Origin of the sequence: Geodermatophilus poikilotrophus (genome assembly GCF_900111455.1) — a bacterium.
GTDB lineage: Bacteria > Actinomycetota > Actinomycetes > Mycobacteriales > Geodermatophilaceae > Geodermatophilus > Geodermatophilus poikilotrophus.
In genome coordinates this window covers 59,091-78,572 of record NZ_FOIE01000010.1, presented here as the reverse complement: position 1 = coordinate 78,572, position 19,482 = coordinate 59,091, and the positions used below count along the sequence as shown (strand labels likewise).

Below are 19,482 nucleotides of genomic sequence, written 5' to 3'. Positions count from 1 at the left end.
AGCTGGTCACGGAGCCGTCACAGCGACGAGAGGAAGGCCGCGACGCCGTCGTCCTCGTTCGTGCCGGTCACGTCGGTGGCCGCGGCCAGCAGGTCCGGGTGGGCGTGGGCCATGGCCACCGCCCGGCCGCCGGCCTCGCGCACCCAGTCGAAGGCGGCGATGTCGTTGGGCATGTCGCCGAAGACGACGACGTCCTCGGGGCCGACGCCGTGCTCGGCGGCCACCTTGGCGATGCCGGTGGCCTTGGTGACGCCGCGGGCGGAGATCTCGGCGAGCGCGTCGGTGGAGGAGGTGGTGACCGTCGCGGTGTCGCCCACCACGCGCTCCACCAGCGCCACGAACTCGTCGCGGGGCAGCGTCTCGTGCCGGGCCAGCAGCTTGGCCACGGGCGCGGCGACCATCTCCTCCAGCGTCGCCACCGCCACGCCGGGCGCGTCGACGTCCCACCGCGGCTGGTAGACCGGCTCGTGGCGGAACTCCAGGCCGTACTCGACGGCGAACCAGGTGTCGGGCTGGTGCCGGCGCAGCTCGGCGGTGACCTCCTGCAGCACGGCCGGCTCCAGCGCGTCCTCCTCGAGCACCTCGAAGCCGGCCAGGTCCAGCAGGACGGCGCCGTTGCAGCACACGGCGGTGCCGGACCCCAGGACCTCGCGGATGCGGACCATCCAGCGCGGGGGCCGGCCGGTGGCCAGCACGACCGGCACCCCCTCGGACCGCCAGCGCTCCAGCTCGGCCACCGTCGCGTCGCTGACGGTGTCGTTGCCGCGCAGCAGGGTGCCGTCCATGTCGGTCGCGATGAGCCGCGGTCTCCAGTCAGACACCCGGCCGCCTCCCGTCGAGCAGGGCCTCCAGGTAGCGCGCGACGCCGTCGACGTCGTGCCCGCTGGTGACCAGTGGTGTGGCCGCCCGGACGGCGGGGTGCGCGTTGGCCACCGCGACCGCCCGGCCGCCGGCGTCGCGCACCGCCTCCATCATGGGCAGGTCGTTGGGCATGTCGCCGAAGACCAGCACGTCACCGAAGCCGACGCCGTAGCGCTCGAGCGCGATGGCCAGGCCGGTCGCCTTGGTGATGCCGGGCGGCAGCACCTCGATGAAGCCCAGCCCGGCGTGGGTGACCTCGGCCCGGGCCGGGTCGACCACCTCGCGGGCGCGGGCGAGCAGCTCGTCCTGGCCGAGGGTCGAGGAGCGGAGGAAGACCTTCAGCACCGCACCGGGAGGCAGCACCTGGTGCCGGGGCAGCAGGTGCGCGGGCTCCGGGTAGGGCCAGTCGAAGCCGTGCTGCACGCGCAGCGGGGAGTGCACCTCGCCCTGCTCGGCGGCGTCCTCCACCGCGAGGACCAGCTCGCCGGCGACCGACTCGATCCGCTCGATGACCGCGGTCGCCTGCTCGCGCGGCAGGCCCACGGTGCGCAGCACCTCGTCGCGCTCCAGGTCGACGACGAAGCCGCCCTGGGCGAGGACGGCGATGCCCCGTCCGTCGAGCGCGGCACGGACGCTGTCGAACAGCCGCGGACCCCGGCCGGTCACCCCGACCACCGGGATGCCGGCGTCCCAGCACGCGGTCAGCGCCGCCCGGGTGCGCGGGCTGACCTCCCCGTCGGAGGTGAGCAGCGTGCCGTCGAGGTCGCTGGCGACCAGCTTGGGCCGCCAGGTGCCGAGGTCGCCCAGCTCGACGACGTCGTCCGCTCTGGCACCGGCGGTGCCGGTGCTGGGCAGCACGCCCGGCCGGTCAGCCGTCATGCGTTCGGTGCCGGCACGGGAGCCACGAGCGTCATGCCGGGGGTGAGGGCCTCGACGCCGCCCAGCCAGGGACGCAGCGCCTTGGGCACGTACACCGACCCGTCGGCGCGCTGGTGCACCTCCAGCAGGCAGGCGATGGTGCGGGCGACCGCGCAGAGCGTGCCGTTCAGCGTGGCCGCGGTCTGGTTCCTCCCGTCGGCGTCCCGGTAGCGGGTGTTCAGCCGCCGTGCCTGGAAGGTGGTGCAGTCCGAGGTGCTGGTCAGCTCGCGGTAGGTGCCCTGCGACGGGAACCAGGCCTCGATGTCGTACTTGCGGGCGGCGCTGGTGCCCAGGTCGCCGGCGGCGATGTCGACGACCCGGTACGGCAGCTCGAGGGCCTGGAGGAACTCCTCCTCCCAGGCCAGCAGCCGCCGGTGCTCCTCGGCGGCGTCCTCGGGCCGGCAGAAGCTGAACATCTCGACCTTGTCGAACCAGTGCACGCGGATGATCCCGCGGGTGTCCTTGCCGTAGGAGCCGGCCTCGCGGCGGAAGCAGGAGGACCAGCCGGCGTAGCGCAGCGGCCCGGCGGACAGGTCGAGCACCTCGTTGCTGCGCATGCCGGCCAGCGCGACCTCGGAGGTGCCGACGAGGTAGAGGTCGTCGCGCTCGACCCGGTAGACCTCCTCGTCGTGCTCGCCGAGGAAGCCGGTGCCCTCCATCGCCTCGGGGCGCACCAGCGCGGGGGCCACGACGGGGGTGAACCCGGCCGCGACGGCCTGGCCGATCGCCAGCTGGGCCAGGGCGAACTCCAGCATGGCGCCCGGGCCGGTGAGGAAGTAGAACCGGGCGCCGGAGACCTTGGCGCCGCGCTCCGTGTCGATCGCGCCCAGGGCCTCGCCGATCTCCAGGTGGTCGCGCACCGGGAAGTCGTGGGCGGGCACCTCGCCGACGGTGCGCAGGGTCACCGCGTCGTCCTCGCCGCCGGGCGGGACGCCGTCGTGCACCACGTTGGCGATGCGCAAGTGCGCCTCGCGCAGCGCCGCGTCGGCCCCCCGCAGCGCCTCCTCGGCCTGCTTGACCTCGGCCGCGAGCGCCCGGGCCCGGTCCAGGACGGCGGGCCGCTGCTCCGGGCTCGCCGTCCTCACCGCCTGGGAGGCCGCCTTCTGCTCCGCGCGCAGGTCGTCGGCGCGCTTGACCGCCTCGCGGCGGGCGGCGTCGGCGGCGAGCAGCTCGTCGACCCGGGACTCGTCGGCCCCGCGGGCTCGCTGGCTGGCCTTGACGAGGTCGGGGTGCTCGCGCACCAGGCGCAGGTCGATCACCGCTCGATCGTAGGTGGCCCGCTGACGCCGTCCCGGCACCCCGGCCCGACGGCGGCCAGCAGCTCGGTGACCGCGGTCCGCACCCGGGAGCGCTCCCGGTCCAGGACGGCCAGCGTGTCACCCACGGCGAGGGTGGCCGGGTCGACGGTCTCCAGGCGGTGGCACACCTGCGCCAGCGCGGTCGCGCCCAGCGCCGCGCTGCTGCCCTTGAGCCCGTGCGCCAGGCGGGGCACCGAGCCCTCGTCGTCCACCGACCAGGAGGGCCGGTCCGCGGCGGCCACGATGGCCGAGACCGCGTCGTCGAGGGTGCTGAGGTAGCGGCTGTAGAGGTGGGCGAAGGCGTCGTCGCCGAGGTCGCGGAGGTCCTCCACCGTCTCGGGGTCGAGCGCGGCCTGCTGCCCCGGCCCGGCCGCGACCGGCGCGTCCGGCGGGAGGGTCACCTCGTCCAGGGCGTCCCGCAGCGTGCCCATCCGGATCGGCTTGGTGAGGAACCCGTCGGCCCCGGCCTCGAGGAAGGCGGTGCGGTCGGCCGCCAGCACGCTGGCCGTCACCGCGTAGACCCGCGGCTGCGTCTCCAGCGGCAGCAGCCGGATGGCGGCGGTCGCCTCGACTCCGCCGAGGACCGGCATCTGCGCGTCCATGAGGACGACGTCGTAGGCGCCGCGCAGGACGGCGTCCACCGCCTGCTCGCCGTCGCCGACGTGCGTGCACTCGTGGCCCAGCTGGCGCAGGTAGAGGCTCATGAGCTGCGCGTTCACCGCGTTGTCCTCGGCGACGAGCACGCGCAGCGACCGGGCCGGGGCGGGCAGTGCGGACCTCCCCCGCTCCGCACCGCCGGGAACGCCCTCGGTCCGGCCGCGGGGGGCGACCGAGCGCACCGTGCGGGCCAGCCGCTCGGGCCGGACCGGCTTGTTGAGCCGGGCGTCGAAGTGGGCGTAGCGCTCCGCGGGCAGCGTCGCGGAGCTGCTCACCAGGACCAGCGGCAGGTCCGCCGTCGCGGGCCGGGCCCGCAGCCGCGCGGCGAGCACGTCGCCGTCCATCCCGGGCATGTCCAGGTCGAGGACGGCCACGTCGATCCCGGTCCCCCGGTCGAGCAGCTCGAGGGCCGCGGGACCGCTGCCCGCGAGGACGCACTCGGCGCCGTGCCGGACCAGCTGGTGCTCGAGGATCCGCAGGTTCGTGGGGCTGTCGTCGACGACCAGCACCCGCAGACCGGCCAGGCCGTCGGCGGAGGAGCCGTCGGGCACGGCCGGGGCCAGCGGCAGGTCGAGCGCCACCGTGAAGGTCGACCCGACGCCGAGCTCGCTGTGCACCTGGATGTCGCCGCCCATGGCCCGGGCGATGCGCTGGCTGATCGCCAGGCCCAGTCCCGTGCCCCCGTAGGAGCGGGTCACCGAGGCGTCGACCTGGCTGAAGGAGCGGAACAACCGGTGGCGCTGGTCGGGGCCGATGCCGATCCCCGTGTCGACGACCGACAGCCGGCACTGCAGCCGCCCTTCGGCGGCCGTCCCGGTGAGCCGGAGGACGACGTGGCCCTCGGAGGTGAACTTGACCGCGTTGCCCACGAGGTTGGTGACGACCTGGCGGAACCGGCTGCCGTCGCCGACCACCTGCCACGGCCCGTCGCCGGCGACGTCGACGAGCAGGTCCAGCCCCGCGCCGCTGGCCGTGGGCGCCAGCAGCTGGGCGACGTCGTAGACGACGCCGACCAGGTCGAACGGCGCGGCCTCCAGGTCCAGCTCGCCGGCCTCGATCTTGGAGAAGTCGAGGATGTCGTTGATGAGGGACAGCAGGCTGTCCCCGCTGCCGGCGACGGTCTCGAGGTGGCCGCGCTGCTCGTCGGTGAGGTCGGTCGCGAGCAGCAGGTCGGTCAGGCCGAGGACGGCGTTGAGCGGCGTCCGGATCTCGTGGCTCATCGTCGCGAGGAACGCGGTCTTGGCCTGCCCCGCGCGCTCGGCGTCGTCACGTGCGGCGACCAGGTCGCGCTCGCGGGCGGCGACCAGCTCGTTGCGCTCCTGCAGCGCGTGCCCGAGGGCGTTGACGTCCGCGGCGATCCGGCGCAGCTCGTCCGACCCGGACTCGCCGGCGCGGCGGGTGAGGTCGCCGGCCGCCAGGGCCGCGAGGGCGTCGCGCACCTCCTGGGTCGGCGGGACGACCTGGGTCTCCAGCCGGCGGTACGCGCGCCGCAGGACGGCCGCGACCGCCGCCGCCGTGCCCACCCCGACGAGCGCACCGGCGTAGAGGGCGAGCCGCTGCAGCGCCATCGCGCCGGCCCGCCGCTCCTCGACCGCGGCGCGGGCCTCCGCCTCGATCGCCCGGTAGTGGTCGAACAGCGCCTTGTCCTGGCTCAGCAGCTCGGCCAGCGCGACGGCGTCCCCCACCGCCGGCTGCCCGGCGAGCATGGGGCGCACCCAGTCCTCGGTCCACGCCTGGTGGGCCGCCGTCAGCTCGGCCAGCCGGCCGGCCAGCTCGGCGTCGACCCCGGTCCACGAGGCGATCTCCGCGTCGACCTCCTGCAGCTCGGCCACACCTGCCTCGTAGGGCTGCAGGAAGCGCTCCTCGCGGGTGATGAGGTACCCGCGCAGCCCGGTCTCCTGGTTGAGCATCGCGACGTGGCTGTCCTGCAGGGCCCACGCCATCTGGTCGTACGTCGCGATCCGGTTCCCCAGCACGGGGACGACGAGCACCGCGAGCCCCAGCAGGGTCAGGGCGACGACGGACACCCCCGAGAGCGCCACGAGCAGGGGACGCCGGAGCAGCACCCGCAGGGGCAGCGGCTCGGCGCCGGGACGGCGGGCGCGGTGGGGGAACACGCTTCCGGTGTCGGCCTCCGGCACCGCTTCCTTGAACGCGACCGGGTGGTGACCGGCCCGTCCCACGCACCACTTCAGTCCCACCCGTGTCCTGCCGATAGCGGTCTGAGTCCACCCACGGATGGGAGAACCACCATGCCGCACGTCCTCGTCGTCGACGACGACCCCGTCGTCGCCGACCTCGTCGCCTTCCGCCTGCAGCGGCTGGGCCTGCAGGTGACCGTCGAGACCGACGGCGAGACCGGGCTGGCCGCCGCCCGCCGGCTGCGCCCCGACCTCGTGGTGCTCGACTGGCTCATGCCGCGCATGGACGGCCTGGAGGTCTGCCGGGCCCTGCGTGCCGACGCCGACCCCGTCCTGGCCCGGATGCCGGTGCTGCTGCTGACCGCCAAGTCGCAGGAACCCGACCTCGAGCGCGGCTTCGCCGCCGGCGCCACCGACTTCGTCGCCAAGCCCTTCAGCACGCGCGAGCTGGTCAGCCGGGTCACCGCGGCCCTCCCCACCGTCCCGGCGTGAACTCCCTCGCCGCGGCGGCCGCGGCCGCGACGGCCGTCCTCGGCGTCCTGGTCGTGGTGCTGCTGGTCGCGGTCGCGGCGGTGCACACCACCCGAACCCGCCGGCTGGCCGCCGCCCAGGGGAACCGGGCCGGGCTCATGGCCCTGGTGCACGACCTGCTCGACGACGGGGATCCCGACGCCGTCGTCGCGGCCCCGCACGACCTCGACGAGGTCCTGCTGCACCTGCTCCCCCAGCTGCGCGGCGCCGACCGCGAGGCGATCCAGACCGCGCTCACCCGCCGCGGCGTCGTCGCGCGCGCGGCCGCCGACCTCGACGCCCGGGCGGCCTGGCGGCGCGGGCGGGCGGCGACGCTGCTCGGCAGCACCGCGGGCCGTGACCACCTGGCCCGGCTGACCGCGCTGCTCGCCGATCGCTCGCTCGAGGTGCGCTGCGCCGCGGCCCGCGCCCTGGGCCGGGTGGGCGACCCCGCCGCCGTCCACGGCCTGCTGGCCTCCCTCACCACCGCCCGCCCGCTGCCCGCCGGCGTCGTCGGCATGGCCGTCCTGGACCTGGGCACCGCCGTCCTGCCGGCCCTGCGCGCCACCCTCGTCACCGGGTCACCGGCCGCGCGGGCGCTGTCGGCCGACGTGGTCGGGGTGCACGGCGACCTCGCCGCCACCTCCGCGCTGGTGGACCTGCTCACCGAGGCCCGCCAGCCCGAGGACGTCCGCCGCGCCGCGGCCACGGCGCTGGGCCGGATCGGCGACCCGGCCGCCACCGACCCGCTCGCGCAGGTCCTGCTCGACGCGGCGCTCCCCCCGCTGCAACGGGCCGCTGCCGAGGCGCTCGGGCGCGTCGGCGACCCGGCCGGGGCACCGGCGCTGCTCGCCGGCCTCACCTGCCCCGCCCGCGAGGTCGCCGCCGCATGCGACGACGCGCTGGTCGCCCTGGGCCCGGAGGGCTCTGCCGTCCTGGCCGACGCCGCGGCACGGGGCGGTCCGCTGGGCACCGCCGCCGCGGCCACCCTCGACGCGGCCCCGCAGCCCGGCCGGCTGGTGGGTGTGTGATGCGCGAGGTCCTGGTCGACGTCCTGCTCACCATGAGCTGGGCCGTCCTCGGCTACACGCTGCTGCTGGACTCGGTGATGCTCGCGCTGGTGCTGACCGGCGCGCGCCGGGTCCGGGCCAGCCGCCGGTGGGACGGTTCCGAGGGCCACGAGGAGATCTTCGCCAGCCCGCTCACGCCGGGCGTCTCCGTGCTGATCCCGGCGCACGACGAGGAGGCGGGGATCCTCGACACCCTCGGCGCCGTCCTCGCCCAGCGCTACCCGGTGCTCGAGGTCGTGCTGGTCGACGACGGCTCGACCGACCGCACCTTCGACAAAGTCGCCGAACGCTTCGGCCTGGTGCAGGTCACCGCCCGGCCGACCGCCTCGCTGCCGGTGGACGGCGAGATCCTCTCGGTGCACCGCGCGACGACCGGCGACCCGCTGACCGTCGTCCGCAAGACCAGCGTGGGACGGCGCTCGGACGCGCTGAACGCGGCGCTCAACGTCGCCCGGCACCCGCTGGTGTGCATGGTCGACGCCGACTCGCTGCTCGAGCCCGAGGCCCTGGTGCAGGTGGCCCGGCCCTTCGTCGAGGACCCGGCCAACGTCGTCGCCAGCGGCGGCGTGATCCGGGCGGCCAACGGCGCCCGGGTGGCCCGCGGCAGCGTCCTGGAGCCGCGGCTGTCCTCGCGGTGGGTGGTCCGCTTCCAGGTGGTCGAGTACCTGCGCTCGTTCCTGCTCGGTCGCACCGGCTGGGCCGACGCCAACGCGCTGCTGATCATCTCCGGGGCGTTCGGCCTGTTCCGGCGCGACCTGGTCGTCGAGGTCGGCGGCCTGGACGCGCTCTCCCTCGCCGAGGACGCCGAGCTGGTGGTGACGCTGCAGGAGCACCTGCGGCGGCAGCGCCGTCCGCACCGGGTCGTCTTCGTGCCCGAGCCGGTCTGCTGGACCGAGGTGCCCGAGACCCTCGCGGTCCTCGGCCGGCAGCGCCGCCGGTGGTCGCACGGCCTGGCCCAGCTGCTGTGGAAGCACCGGCGGATGATCGGCAACCCGCGCTTCGGCCCGGTCGGGGTCCTGGCGCTGCCCTTCTTCCTGCTCTTCGAGCTGCTGGGGCCGGTCGTGGAGGTCGTCGGCCTCGTCTCCGTGGTGCTGGCCGCGTTCCTCGGGCTGCTGGACACGGGCACCGCGCTGGTGATGGTCGGCCTGGCCCTGGGTCTCGGCACGCTGCTGTCGACCGCCGCCGTGGCGGTCGAGGAGTTCTCCTACGCCCGCTACACGCGGGGGCGGGAGGTCGGCGTGCTGCTGCTCACCGGGCTGCTGGAGAACCTCGGCTACCGCCAGCTGCACGCCTGGTTCCGGCTGCGCGGGCTGGTCGCCGCCCTGATGCGCCGCACCCCGGTGTGGACGGCGATGCCGCGCACCGGCTTCACCGAGGCCGAGCCGGTCGGGGTCGCCTGACCCGGCGCGCGTCGACGACGCGCGGCCGCCGGCCCCGCGCCGTGCGGGACAATGGCCGTCATGCGGTTCCTGAACGACCAACGCCCGGCCACCGACCTCACCTACGCCGACGTCTTCATGGTGCCCAACCACAGCACCGTGGGCTCCCGGCTCGAGGTCGACCTGACCACCCCGGACCGGGTGGGGACGACCATCCCGATCGTCGTCGCCAACATGACGGCCATCTCCGGACGGCGGATGGCCGAGACCGTGGCCCGCCGCGGCGGCCTGGCCGTGCTGCCGCAGGACATCCCGGTCGACGTCGTCGCCGAGGTCGTGGCGTGGACCAAGGCCCGCCACCCCGTCTACGACACCGCCATCACGCTCTCCTCCACCTCGACCGTGGCCGACGCGCTGTCGCTGCTGACCAAGCGCGCGCACGGCATCGTCGTGGTGGTCGAGGACGGCGTCCCGCTCGGCGTGGTCACCGACGGCCAGTGCCAGGGCGTCGACCGCTTCACGCAGCTGTCCCAGGTGATGACCGAGGACCCGCTCACCGTCCCCGCCGGCACCGACCTGCCCAAGATCTTCGACGTGCTCTCCGGCGAGCGGGTCAGCGCGGCCCCGGTGATCGAGGGCGACCGGCTGGTCGGCGTCATCACCCGCAAGGGCGCGCTGCGCTCGGCGCTCTACCAGCCGGCGGTCGACGCCCGGGGACGGCTGCTCGCCTCCGCGGCGGTCGGCATCAACGGCGACGTCGCGGGCAAGTCGGCGGCGCTGCTGGCCGCGGGGGTCGACGTGCTCGTCGTCGACACCGCGCACGGCCACCAGGAGAAGGCGGTCGAGGCGGTCCGCGCGGCCCGCTCGGTGGCCGGGACGACGCCGGTCGTCGCCGGCAACGTGGTCACCGCGGAGGGCACCCGCGACCTGATCGAGGCCGGGGCGGACGTCGTCAAGGTCGGCGTGGGCCCCGGCGCCATGTGCACCACGCGGATGATGACCGGCGTCGGCCGGCCGCAGTTCTCCGCCGTCGAGGAGTGCGCCGCGGCGGCCCGCGCGCTGGGCAAGCACATCTGGGCCGACGGCGGCGTGCGCCACCCGCGCGACATCGCCCTGGCGCTGGCCGCCGGCGCGGCGAACGTGATGGTCGGCTCCTGGTTCGCGGGCACCTACGAGAGCGCCGGTGACGTCCACGACGACGGCTCCGGCCGGCTGTACAAGGAGTCCTTCGGGATGGCCTCGGCCCGCGCGGTCAAGGCGCGGACGTCGACCCAGAGCGGCTTCGACCGGGCCCGCGCCGGCCTGTTCGAGGAGGGCATCTCCTCCTCGCGGATGTACCTGGACCCCGCCCGCCCGGGCGTGGAGGACCTCGTCGACCAGATCGTCGCCGGGGTGCGCTCGTCGTTCACCTACGCCGGCGCCCGCACCGTCGACGAGTTCCACGAGCGCGCGGTGGTGGGGGTGCAGAGCGCGGCCGGCTACGAGGAGGGCCGGCCGCTGCCGACCTCCTGGTGAGGCCGCTCCCCCCCGCCGTCTTCGAGGGCCTGGTCGCCGACGCCCTCGACCAGGTCCCGCCGGAACTGCTGGCGCTGATGGACAACGTCGTCGTCCTCGTCGAGGACCGCAACGCCGACGAACCCGACCTCCTGGGCCTCTACGAGGGGTACGCGCTGACCGAGCGGGGCTGGGAGTACGGCGGCGCGCTGCCCGACCGGATCATGGTCTACCGCGAGGCGATCTGCGACATCTGCTCGACCGCCGAGGAGGTCGTCGAGGAGGTCACGATCACCGTCGTCCACGAGATCGCGCACCACTTCGGCATCGACGACGACCGGCTGCACGAGCTCGGCTGGTCCTGAGGGACCGGTTCCCCCCACCGTGGGAGGGCCCCGGGAGCCCGCCGTTCCAGCACCGCACCGCCGCGTACCGTGATCGGCGTGCCGGACACCGCAGGGAAGCTGCCGATCAAGATGCTGCACGACCGCATCCTGGTGGCGCAGCGCCGGGAGGACGGCGAGCGGCGGTCCACCGGCGGGATCCTCATCCCGGCGACCGCCCAGGTGGCCAAGCGGCTGGTGTGGGGCGAGGCACGCGGCGTGGGGTCGAGCGTCCGCCAGGTGAAGGTCGGCGACCAGGTGCTCTTCTCCCCCGAGGACCAGCACGAGGTCGAGGTGCACGGCGAGGAGCTGATCATCCTGCGCGAGCGGGACGTGCACGCCGTCGCGGCCGAGCGGATCGAGGAGTCCACCGGCCTCTACCTCTGAGGCCCCCCTGCAGCTGCGCGGGGGACGACGCACCGGACGGGTCCACCTCCGCGCCACCGCTCACCCCTCGGCGTGGGCGTGCTGCTCGACCACCGCCGTCACCTCCGAGAGGAACCGGTGGACGACGGCGAGCTCCTCCTCGGAGTACTCCGCCATCGCCGCCAGCAGGTCCCGGTTCAGCCCGCCGAAGAACTGCCCGCCGGCGGCCATCGCGGACTCCGACATCTCCAGCACGACCCGGCGCCGGTCCTGCGGGTCGCGCACCCGGCGCAGGTGGCCGGCCCGTTCGAGCCGGTCGACCAGCGCGGTCACCGAGGCGGAGCTGAGGTCGACCGCCCGGCCCAGCGCGCCGGCGGTCAGCGCCTCCCCGCGGCGGGTGGCGTCCATGACAGCCACCATCGCCCGGACGTCGGTGCGCCCGAGCCCGTGCAGCGTCGCGAACCGCTGCCCCACGGCGTCGAGCTCCACGCTGAGCCGGCGCAGCAGCAGGGCGACCTCCTGGCGCTCCTCGACGTCCACTCCACCTCCCGTTGCCCACGACCGCCGATCACCCTAGTCTCTCGACTGTCGAGATTGTCGAACATCGAGAGAAGGCACGATGGCCCGGCTCCGCTGGCTGCTCCCCGCCCTCGTCCTGCTCGTCTGGCTCGGCGGCGCCGGCCCGCTCTCCACGCTCAGCGCGCAGCTGACCGGGCTGCAGGAGAACGACACCGCCGCCTTCCTCCCCGACAGCGCCGAGTCCACCCGCGTGGCGGACCTGCAGCAGGGCTTCTCGCCCGTGCAGGCGATCCCGGCCATCCTGCTGTGGGAGGGCGACGGCCCCCTCGACGCCGCGACGCTGCAGGCCGTCGCCGAGCGCAGCGCGGAGGCGGCCCGGGTCGCCGAGGACGCCGGCGCGCTGTCCGCACCGCCGTCCCCGCCCGTCCCGTCGGCGGACGGCGCGGCGGTGCAGGTGCTCCTCCCACTGGACCCGGAGGTCGGCGACGAGATCATCCCGCTGGTGGCCGACCTGCGCGACACCATCGCGGTCGAGGGCACCGACACCTTCGTCACCGGCCCCGGCGGCATCTTCGCCGACTTCGCCAACGGGTTCGCCGGCATCGACGGCCTGCTGCTGCTCGCCGCCTTCGGCGTCGTCCTGCTCATCCTGCTGGTCGTCTACCGCAGCCCGATCCTGCCGTTCCTGGTCATCGGCACCGCCGGGCTGGCGCTCACCGCCGGCAACGCGGTCGCCTACCTGCTGGCCGACGCCGGGCTGATCACCGTCAACGGGCAGAGCCAGGGCATCGCCTCGATCCTGGTCGTCGGCGCGGCCACCGACTACGGCCTGCTGCTGGTCGCCCGCTTCCGCGAGGAGCTGCGGCGGGAACGGTCGACGTACGCCGCGATGCGCACCGCGCTGCGCCGGTCCTGGGAGCCGATCGTGGCCTCCGGCGCCACCGTCGTCCTCGGCGTGCTCTGCCTGCTGTTCTCCGACCTGGCCTCCAACCGCGGCCTGGGCCCGATCTCCGCGGTGAGCGTCACCCTGTCGGTGGTGGCCGCGCTGACCTTCCTGCCGGCCGCGCTGGTGTTGCTCGGCCGCGCCGCGTTCTGGCCGTTCCGCCCGCGGTTCGGCGCCGAGCCGCCGGCGGGCCGCGGCTGGCAGCGGGTCGCCGCCGCGGTGGGACGCCGTCCCCGCCGGGTGCTCGCGGTGAGCACGCTCGCGCTGGTGGCGGCCGCCGTCTTCGCGCCCAGCTACGACGCCTCGGGCATCACCTTCTCCGACGCCATCCAGGGCGAGTCCAACGGCGTCGCGGGGCAGGAGGCGATCGCCCGGCACTACGACGCCGGCTCGGGCAGCCCGACGGTGGTGGTCACACCGGAGGACACCTGGCCGGCCGTGGCCGAGGCGGCCGCGTCCGCCGACGGCGTGGCGACCGTGGTGCCGTTCACGGGCGGGCCTCCAGGCGGCCCGCCGGTCGTCGTCGACGGTTTGGTCCGGCTCGACGTCGTGCTCGGCGTCCCGGCCGACAGCACCGAGGCCCTCGAGGTCGTGCAGGAGCTGCGCGGCACGCTGGACGCCGCCGACCCGGCCGCGCTGGTCGGCGGCGACACCGCCAGCAACCTCGACGCCCGCGAGACCGCGGCCCGCGACCTGCAGGTCATCGTGCCGACGGTGCTCGCCGTCATCACCGTCGTCCTGGCGCTGCTGCTGCGCGCGCTCGTGGCGCCGCTGCTGCTGATGGCGACCGTCGTCCTCAGCGTCGGGGCGACGGTCGGGGTGGCCGCCCTGCTCTTCGACGGCGTCTTCGGCTTCCCGGGCAGCGACCCCGGCATCCTGCTGATCGCCTTCGTGTTCCTCGTCGCGCTGGGGATCGACTACAACATCTTCCTGATGACCCGGGCGCGGGAGGAGTCGCTGCGGCACGGCACGCGGGACGGCGTCCTGCGGGCGCTGGCCGTGACCGGCGGGGTGATCACGAGCGCCGGGCTGGTGCTGGCGGCGACCTTCGGCGCGCTGTCGGTGCTGCCGCTGCTGTTCCTCGTGCAGCTGTCGTTCCTGGTGGGCTTCGGCGTCCTGCTCGACACCTTCGTCGTCCGCTCCCTGGTGGTGCCGTCGGCCGTGGCGCTGCTGGGCGACCGCACCTGGTGGCCCGGCCGGCTGGCCCGCCGGCCCACCCCCGAGGAGCCGGAGCGCGAGCTCGAACGGGTGTGAACCCGGTGGTCATCGGCGGGTGGCTGCCCAGCACGCCGACGACGCCCGCCAGACGCCGGTGATCACGGCGGAACCCGGCGTCACACCCGGCCGGCGCGCACCCGCTCCAGCCAGCCGGCGGCCTCGCCGAACGCCGCGTCGGTCGACACGTCCGTCACCGGCTTGTTCTCCCGGCCGTCGGCGCGCGGGTAGGAGCCGAGGAAGCGCAGCTCGTCGCAGACCCGGTGCAGCGCGGCGAGCGCCTCCCCCACCCGGGCGTCCGCGGCGTGCCCCTCGCAGTCGAGGGAGAACGAGTAGACGCCCAGCCGCTCACGGGTCGGCCGCGACTCGATGCGGGTCAGGCTGATCTCACGGACGGCGAACTCGCGGAGCAGGTCCAGCAGCGCCCCGGTGCGGTCCCCGACGACGGCGACCAGCGAGGTCTTGTCGTTGCCCGTCGGCGCCGGCAGCGGGCCCGGGGGCGCGACGAGCACGAACCGGGTCACCGCGCCGGAGCGGTCCGCGACGTCGTCGGCGAGCGCGGTGAGCCCGTAGCGCTCGGCGGCGATCGGCGCGCACACCGCGGCGTCGTGCTCACCGGCCGCCACCTGCCGCGCGGCCTCGGCGGTGGAGGTGGCCGGCAGCGGGACGACGCCGGGCAGCAGCTGGGCCAGCCGGCCGGCGGTCTGCGCCAGCGCGTGCGGGTGGCTCGCCACCGAGCGGACGTCCGACAGCGTCGTCCCCGGACGACCGGCGAGGACGAAGGAGGGTGCCAGGAACACCTCGCGGGTGATCAGCAGCGGGTCGCCCTCGGCCAGGCCGTCCATGGTGGCCGGCACGGAGCCCTCGACGGAGTTCTCCAGTGGCACCAGCGCGGCGTCGGCGTCCCCCGAACGGACGACGGCCAGCGCCGCCGGCACGCCCGGAGCGGGGATCCGGGAACCCTCGCCCGGCGCAACGGCGCTGATCAGGGCCGCTTCGGCGAAGGTACCCTCGGGTCCCAGATAGGCGTACCGCGTCGGAGGCGTCCCAGGCACCCGACGAGGGTAGTGCGCCCGGGCGAGGGCGGGTGCCACACCGGGGAGAGCTGCTCCGCTGGTCGCACGACCCGTGGCCGTGCAGCGGCCGGACACCGTCGTTGGAGGATGCGTGACCCCCGGCTCTGAACGCCTCACCGAGGGTGACCTCGACGATGCGCTCTGGGGTCTGCTGTCCGCCAGCGACCGGGACGACCCCGCCGCCTTCGCCGCCGAACACGACCGCGCGGCCGAGGCACTGGACGCCGCGACCGACCCGCGCTGGATCGCCTGGCGGCACGCCCTGGCCGCCCGCCGTGCCCTGGCCGACGGCGACCGCGAGGCCGTGGCGGCCGGTGTCTCCGCGGCCCGCGACGCCCTGGGCCGGTGCCTGCCGTGCGCGCAGACCGCGCTGACGCTGGCGTACCTGGCCGTCGTCGAGGTGGCCGCCGACCACGTCGACGCGGCGATGGTGCTGGCCATCGACGCCGGCCTGCTGGCCGAGACGGCGGCGGCCGACGGCCCCTCCCGCGCCCTGCACCAGGCCCACCTGTGGCTGTCGCTCGCCCTGGCCGCCCTCGACCTGGAGGAGCTCGCCGTCGCGCAGGCGCTGCAGGGCTCCCGGGTGGCGGACGAGCTGCCGGGCGTCGCCGACCGCTGGCGGCTGCTGCAGCTGTGCGCCCAGCAGCACGCCGAGCTGGCGCAGACGCTGCACCGCCGCGGCCAGATCGAGCGCGCCCGCGAGCTGGCCGGGACGGCGGTGGACCTCGCGGAGGCCGCCCGCGCCCTGGACTGGGAGGCCGGGCCCGCCGACCAGGACCTGCTCGACGTCGTCCAGGCGTGGGCGGTAGCCGGCTGCGGCGAGGTCGAGGACGCGATCGGCCCGATGCGCCGCGCGCACAAGCGGGTGCACCGGGACGGCGGCACCTGGCTGCGCGGCTACGCCGACCTCGTGCTCGCCCGGCTGCTGACCCGGCTGGCCCGCACCCGGTCCGGCGGCGGGCACGACGCGGAGGCCACCGACCTGCTGGTCGACGCCGCCGGGGCCTTCGCCGCCGCCGGGGACCGCCGGCGCTACCGGCAGTGCCTGCTGGAGCTGGGCCAGGGCACCGCGGCGATGGGCCGCCCCGCCGAGGCGCTGCACTGGCTGGAGGCCTACCGCGCCGACACCGGCCGCGCGCACGCCCGTGGCCGGGAGCTGTGGGCGGAGATGTTCGTGCGGCGCAGCCGGCTGCGCGAGGCCGAGCGGCAGACCGCACACCTGCGCCGGGTCGCGCTGGAGGACCCGCTCACCGGGCTGGGCAACCGGCGCAGCGCCGAGCGCCGGCTGGGCGGCATGCGCGTGGGCGTCGAGCCGGTGTCGCTGGCCGTCGTCGACATCGACCGGTTCAAGGCGGTCAACGACGACACGTCCCACTCGCACGGCGACGAGGTGCTGCGCCGGGTGGCCGAGCTGCTGCGCGAGCACAGCCGCACCGGTGACGAGGTGTACCGGTGGGCCGGCGACGAGTTCCTCGTCGTCCTCCCGACGGCGACCGAGGCCCAGGCGCTGACCGCCGTCGACCGGCTGCGCGCCGCCGTCGCCGGCGCCGACTGGGGCGACCTGCAACTGCCCGAGCCGGTGACGGTGAGCATCGGCGTGGCCACCGCCCCGGCGGCCGCCGACGAGCCGCTGGGCTGGCGGTCGCTGTTCGACACCGCCGACCTGCACCTGTTCACCGCCAAGCGCGGCGGACGCAACCGGGTGCGCGCGCACGGCGGCCGCGCCGGGGACGACGCACCGTGACGGCACGGACCGGGAGGGACGGCTGGGACGGGAGTGCACCGGGCTCCCGGCGTGCCCCCCTGCCGGTGCTCGACTCCGTTGACAGCGGCGTGCACAGTGCGCTCGTGCCTCCCGGAGCCCTGCACCACCGGGTGACCGCCGCCCTGTCGAACTGGCGGCTCGACGACGCCGAGGAGCTGCTGGCCGACGTCGGCACCGACTCCCCCTACGTGGCGCCCGCGCCGCGCGACGGCGGCGCCGACCGTCCCACCGACCTGGGCCGGGCCTGGGCCGACACGCTGCGCGCCGAGCTGCTGGTCCGCCGGTTGCGGCAGGCCGGCTTCACCCTCGTCGGCGACCCGGTGGAACCTCCGTCCGGCGCTGCCGTCGAGCCCGCGCTGGACCTGCACGCGGGCGTGGCCGAGCTGATCGACGGCGCCGGCGCATCGGAGGACGGCGACCCGCGCGCCTCCTCCGCGGCGCTGGCCATCGCGCTGGTGCGCTCGGCCAAGGCCGCCTTCGACGCCACCGCGGACGAGCTGCAGCGCGCCGCCGGTCTGGCCCGGCACGCCCGGATCGAGCTGCTGTCCCGCCGCACCGACGCCGCCATGGACGAGGCCGTGGAGGCGGCCAGCCTGCTCGGCCCCGCGATGCCGCCCTCCGCGCTGCTGGTGCAGACCCTGACCGACCTCGCGGGCGTGCTCGCCGACCTGGAGCTGATGCCGCTGGCCCTGGACTACCAGCGGCGGGCGCACGAGACCGCGGTGGCCGCCGCCGCGGTCCCCGGGGCGCTGCGGCCGGAGGACGGCGACCCCGCCCTCCTGGTCGCCCGCGCCGCCAGCTCCCTGGGGGAGCTGTGCGCCGAGTTCGGGGAGGCACTGCTCGACGACGGCGTCCCGGACGCGGCCGAGCCGCACTTCGCCGAGGCCCGCACGCTGGCCGAGCAGGCGCTGACCCTGCTGCCGCCGGAGTCGGCCGAGGCGGTCGTGGCCGCGCAGGTGGTGCACGGCTGGGCGCTGGTGGGCCTGGGCGAGCACGCCGCCGCCGCGGGACCGTTGCGGGCCGCCGTCCACGCCACCACCGCCGGCGACCGGGCGGTGCACGCCGCGGCGCTGCTCGCCCTGGGCCGCGCACTGCGCCGGCAGGGGAACGGCCGCGACGCCGACGAGCAGCTGGCCCAGGCGCTCGCCACGGCCACCGAGCACGGCCTGCCGCGGCTGCGCCGGGCCGCGCTGCGCGAGCTGTGCACGCTGCACGCCGAACTGGACGACGCCGGCCGGGCACTGCCGTACCTGCAGGCCTACCTGGCCGACGAGCTGGACCGGGTCGACGAGCGGCGCACCCGCTGGGTGGAGCTGTTCGGCCGGCGCAAGAGCCTGCTGGAGACCGAGCGGGCCGCCGGGCAGCTGCGCCGGCAGGCCTACGAGGACCCGCTCACCCACCTGCCCAACCGGCGCTACGCCGAGGCGACCCTCGACGGGCTGCTGGGCAGCGGGACGACACCCGCCCTGGCCGTCGTGGACGTCGACCGGTTCAAGGAGGTCAACGACGCCGTCGGCCACGCCGGCGGCGACGACGTCCTGCGCCGGGTCGCCGAGATCCTGGTGGCCGGGTGCCGCGACACCGACGAGGTCTGCCGGTGGGCCGGCGACGAGTTCGTCGTCCTGCTGCCCGACACCACGGCCGAGCAGGCCGAGCGCGCGCTGGAGCGCTGCCGCCGCGCGGTGGCGGAGACCGACTGGGCCGCGCTGGGCCTCCCCGTGCCGGTGACGATCAGCGTCGGCATCGCCTCGGCCACCCGCGGCGACGACCGGCGCACGCTGTTCGCCGCCGCCGACGGCGTCCTCTACGACGCCAAGCGCACCGGCCGCGACCGGGTCGTCCGGCTGTCGGCGGTGACCCAGACGCGGGCCGCCGGGAGCCCGCCGGACACGCTGCCCGGGCCGGCCGCGACGGACCGGTCCCCCCGGGACGACACGGCCGCCGCCCGCTCCCCGAGGGAGACCGCGGCGGCTCCTGCGGTCCCTGCCGTGCCTGTCCCCCCGCCGGCCGACCCGACCGCGGTGAGCAGCGGCTTCGCCGCGCTCCTCGTCGAGCCCGCCGACCCGCCGCTGGGCCTCGGCAGCCCCGGCGAGCCGGCCCTGGCGCCGGTTCCACCGGCCGCCGCACCACCCGTCGAGCCCGCGGTCCCGCCGGCCGCGCCGGCCCCCGGGACGCCTGGCGAGCCCGACGTCATCTGGGGCACCGGCCGCAGCACCGAGCAGGTGCTCGCCCTGGTCCGCGAGGCGCGCCGGCAGTTCCCGGACCGGCCCGCCGTCGTCGTCCGCGCGCCCGCCGAGACGCTGGTCGCGCTGGCCGCCGAGCACGACGCCTGCACGACGGTCGACGCGGCGTCGATGGCCGCGGCGGTCGGGCCGCTGCCCGAACCCGCCGGCCGGATCGGCGTGCTGTGCGGGGTCGGCGGCGACCTCGCGGTGGCCGCCGAGGCAGCCTTCGCCGCCCGTGTCACGGGGACCGCGGTGGTCCGGGTGGACGACGTCGGGGGCAGCCGGTTCCGCGCCGGGCTGCCCGGGGACGCGCTGCCGCAGGACGTCGACTGCCTGGTCGTCATCGCCGGGCTGGACGCCTCGCTGCCCGGCCTGGTCGGTGTGCTGACCGACGTGCCGATCGTCGCCGTCCCCACCTCGACCGGGCAGCCGGGCTCCTTCGGCGGGTTCGGCGCGCTGCTGACGGTGCTCACCTCGGCGGCTCCCGGCGTGGTGGTCAGCAACATCGACAACGGCCACGCCGCCGGCGTCTTCGCCGCCCGCGTCGCCCGCCGCACGCGGCGCTGACCGCTCCGCCGTACCCGCGACGATCGGCTGGGACCACCGTCGCGGGTCCTGGCCCACGACCAGTGGTGAGCCAGGACCCGACGGGATCAGCTCAG

General features: G+C 76.0%; 15 protein-coding genes. 9 read left to right on the top strand and 6 right to left on the bottom strand.

The features are described 5' to 3' along the window. Nucleotides 1-17 precede the first annotated feature (17 nt). From BMW27_RS20660 to BMW27_RS20645, 4 genes are read right to left on the bottom strand one after another with little or no spacing between them, the layout of a single operon-like run. A complete protein-coding gene (locus BMW27_RS20660) occupies nucleotides 18-821 on the bottom strand; it encodes an HAD family hydrolase (RefSeq protein ID WP_091447854.1) in 804 nt (267 codons plus the stop codon). Then, a complete protein-coding gene (locus BMW27_RS20655) occupies nucleotides 814-1,740 on the bottom strand; it encodes an HAD family hydrolase (protein ID WP_091447852.1) in 927 nt (308 codons plus the stop codon). Before BMW27_RS20655 ends, BMW27_RS20660 begins: the two co-directional genes overlap by 8 nt. Further along, nucleotides 1,737-3,038, bottom strand: a complete 1,302-nt coding sequence (gene serS, locus BMW27_RS20650) for a serine--tRNA ligase (protein ID WP_091447850.1) — start codon at nucleotides 3,036-3,038, stop codon at nucleotides 1,737-1,739. Before serS ends, BMW27_RS20655 begins: the two co-directional genes overlap by 4 nt. Continuing rightward, nucleotides 3,035-5,935 (bottom strand): hybrid sensor histidine kinase/response regulator, encoded by a 2,901-nt coding sequence (locus BMW27_RS20645; RefSeq protein ID WP_091447848.1) that lies wholly within the window; start codon nucleotides 5,933-5,935, stop codon nucleotides 3,035-3,037. Before BMW27_RS20645 ends, serS begins: the two co-directional genes overlap by 4 nt. A 51-nt stretch (nucleotides 5,936-5,986) precedes the next feature. On the opposite strand from BMW27_RS20645, the gene BMW27_RS20640 reads away from it, so the two are divergent. The 6 genes from BMW27_RS20640 (at nucleotide 5,987) to BMW27_RS20615 (ending at nucleotide 11,098) form a co-directional block, all read left to right on the top strand. After that, the gene (locus tag BMW27_RS20640) at nucleotides 5,987-6,367 is read left to right on the top strand and encodes a response regulator transcription factor (protein ID WP_091447847.1); all 381 of its coding nucleotides are present in this window, start codon (nucleotides 5,987-5,989) and stop codon (nucleotides 6,365-6,367) included. Further along, nucleotides 6,364-7,416, top strand: coding sequence for a HEAT repeat domain-containing protein (locus BMW27_RS24425; protein ID WP_139206949.1), 1,053 nt, complete (start codon nucleotides 6,364-6,366; stop codon nucleotides 7,414-7,416). Before BMW27_RS20640 ends, BMW27_RS24425 begins: the two co-directional genes overlap by 4 nt. Further along, nucleotides 7,416-8,855, top strand: coding sequence for a glycosyltransferase family 2 protein (locus BMW27_RS20630; RefSeq protein ID WP_091448080.1), 1,440 nt, complete (start codon nucleotides 7,416-7,418; stop codon nucleotides 8,853-8,855). Before BMW27_RS24425 ends, BMW27_RS20630 begins: the two co-directional genes overlap by 1 nt. 60 nt (nucleotides 8,856-8,915) lie before the next feature. Beyond that, a complete protein-coding gene (locus BMW27_RS20625; protein WP_091448078.1) occupies nucleotides 8,916-10,349 on the top strand; it encodes a GuaB1 family IMP dehydrogenase-related protein in 1,434 nt (477 codons plus the stop codon). Next, nucleotides 10,346-10,693, top strand: a complete 348-nt coding sequence (locus BMW27_RS20620; RefSeq protein WP_091447845.1) for a metallopeptidase family protein — start codon at nucleotides 10,346-10,348, stop codon at nucleotides 10,691-10,693. Before BMW27_RS20625 ends, BMW27_RS20620 begins: the two co-directional genes overlap by 4 nt. A 78-nt stretch (nucleotides 10,694-10,771) precedes the next feature. Next, nucleotides 10,772-11,098 carry a GroES family chaperonin gene (locus tag BMW27_RS20615; protein WP_245743768.1) on the top strand — a complete coding sequence of 109 codons (327 nt, stop codon included), beginning with the start codon at nucleotides 10,772-10,774 and terminating at the stop codon, nucleotides 11,096-11,098. A gap of 60 nt (nucleotides 11,099-11,158) precedes the next feature. Here the strand turns inward: BMW27_RS20615 and BMW27_RS20610 are convergent, their stop codons facing one another. Then, nucleotides 11,159-11,617 carry a MarR family winged helix-turn-helix transcriptional regulator gene (locus BMW27_RS20610; RefSeq protein ID WP_091447844.1) on the bottom strand — a complete coding sequence of 153 codons (459 nt, stop codon included), beginning with the start codon at nucleotides 11,615-11,617 and terminating at the stop codon, nucleotides 11,159-11,161. A gap of 79 nt (nucleotides 11,618-11,696) precedes the next feature. Between BMW27_RS20610 and BMW27_RS20605 the strand changes: the two genes are divergently transcribed. Further along, nucleotides 11,697-13,793, top strand: a complete 2,097-nt coding sequence (locus BMW27_RS20605) for an MMPL family transporter (RefSeq protein ID WP_091447842.1) — start codon at nucleotides 11,697-11,699, stop codon at nucleotides 13,791-13,793. 80 nt (nucleotides 13,794-13,873) lie between these two features. Here the strand turns inward: BMW27_RS20605 and pheA are convergent, their stop codons facing one another. Next, nucleotides 13,874-14,809, bottom strand: a complete 936-nt coding sequence (gene pheA / locus BMW27_RS20600; RefSeq protein WP_091448076.1) for a prephenate dehydratase — start codon at nucleotides 14,807-14,809, stop codon at nucleotides 13,874-13,876. A gap of 112 nt (nucleotides 14,810-14,921) precedes the next feature. Here pheA and BMW27_RS20595 point away from each other — a divergent pair, with 112 nt between their 5' ends. After that, complete coding sequence (locus tag BMW27_RS20595) at nucleotides 14,922-16,574, top strand: GGDEF domain-containing protein (protein WP_091447841.1); 1,653 nt, start codon at nucleotides 14,922-14,924, stop codon at nucleotides 16,572-16,574. Nucleotides 16,575-16,678: 104 nt separating this feature from the next. Further along, nucleotides 16,679-19,387: a diguanylate cyclase domain-containing protein gene (locus tag BMW27_RS20590; RefSeq protein WP_245743767.1), complete on the top strand. Its 2,709-nt coding sequence runs from the start codon at nucleotides 16,679-16,681 to the stop codon at nucleotides 19,385-19,387. The last annotated feature ends 95 nt before the right edge of the window (nucleotides 19,388-19,482 follow it).

Excerpts from the sequence above, each read along its gene's own strand:
- BMW27_RS20655 (WP_091447852.1), bottom strand. The coding sequence starts at position 1,740 with ATGACGGCTGACCGGCCGGGCGTGCTGCCCAGCACCGGCACCGCCGGT.
- BMW27_RS20640 (WP_091447847.1), top strand. The coding sequence starts at position 5,987 with ATGCCGCACGTCCTCGTCGTCGACGACGACCCCGTCGTCGCCGACCTC.
- BMW27_RS20630 (WP_091448080.1), top strand. The coding sequence starts at position 7,416 with ATGCGCGAGGTCCTGGTCGACGTCCTGCTCACCATGAGCTGGGCCGTC.
- BMW27_RS20625 (WP_091448078.1), top strand. The coding sequence starts at position 8,916 with ATGCGGTTCCTGAACGACCAACGCCCGGCCACCGACCTCACCTACGCC.
- BMW27_RS20605 (WP_091447842.1), top strand. The coding sequence starts at position 11,697 with ATGGCCCGGCTCCGCTGGCTGCTCCCCGCCCTCGTCCTGCTCGTCTGG.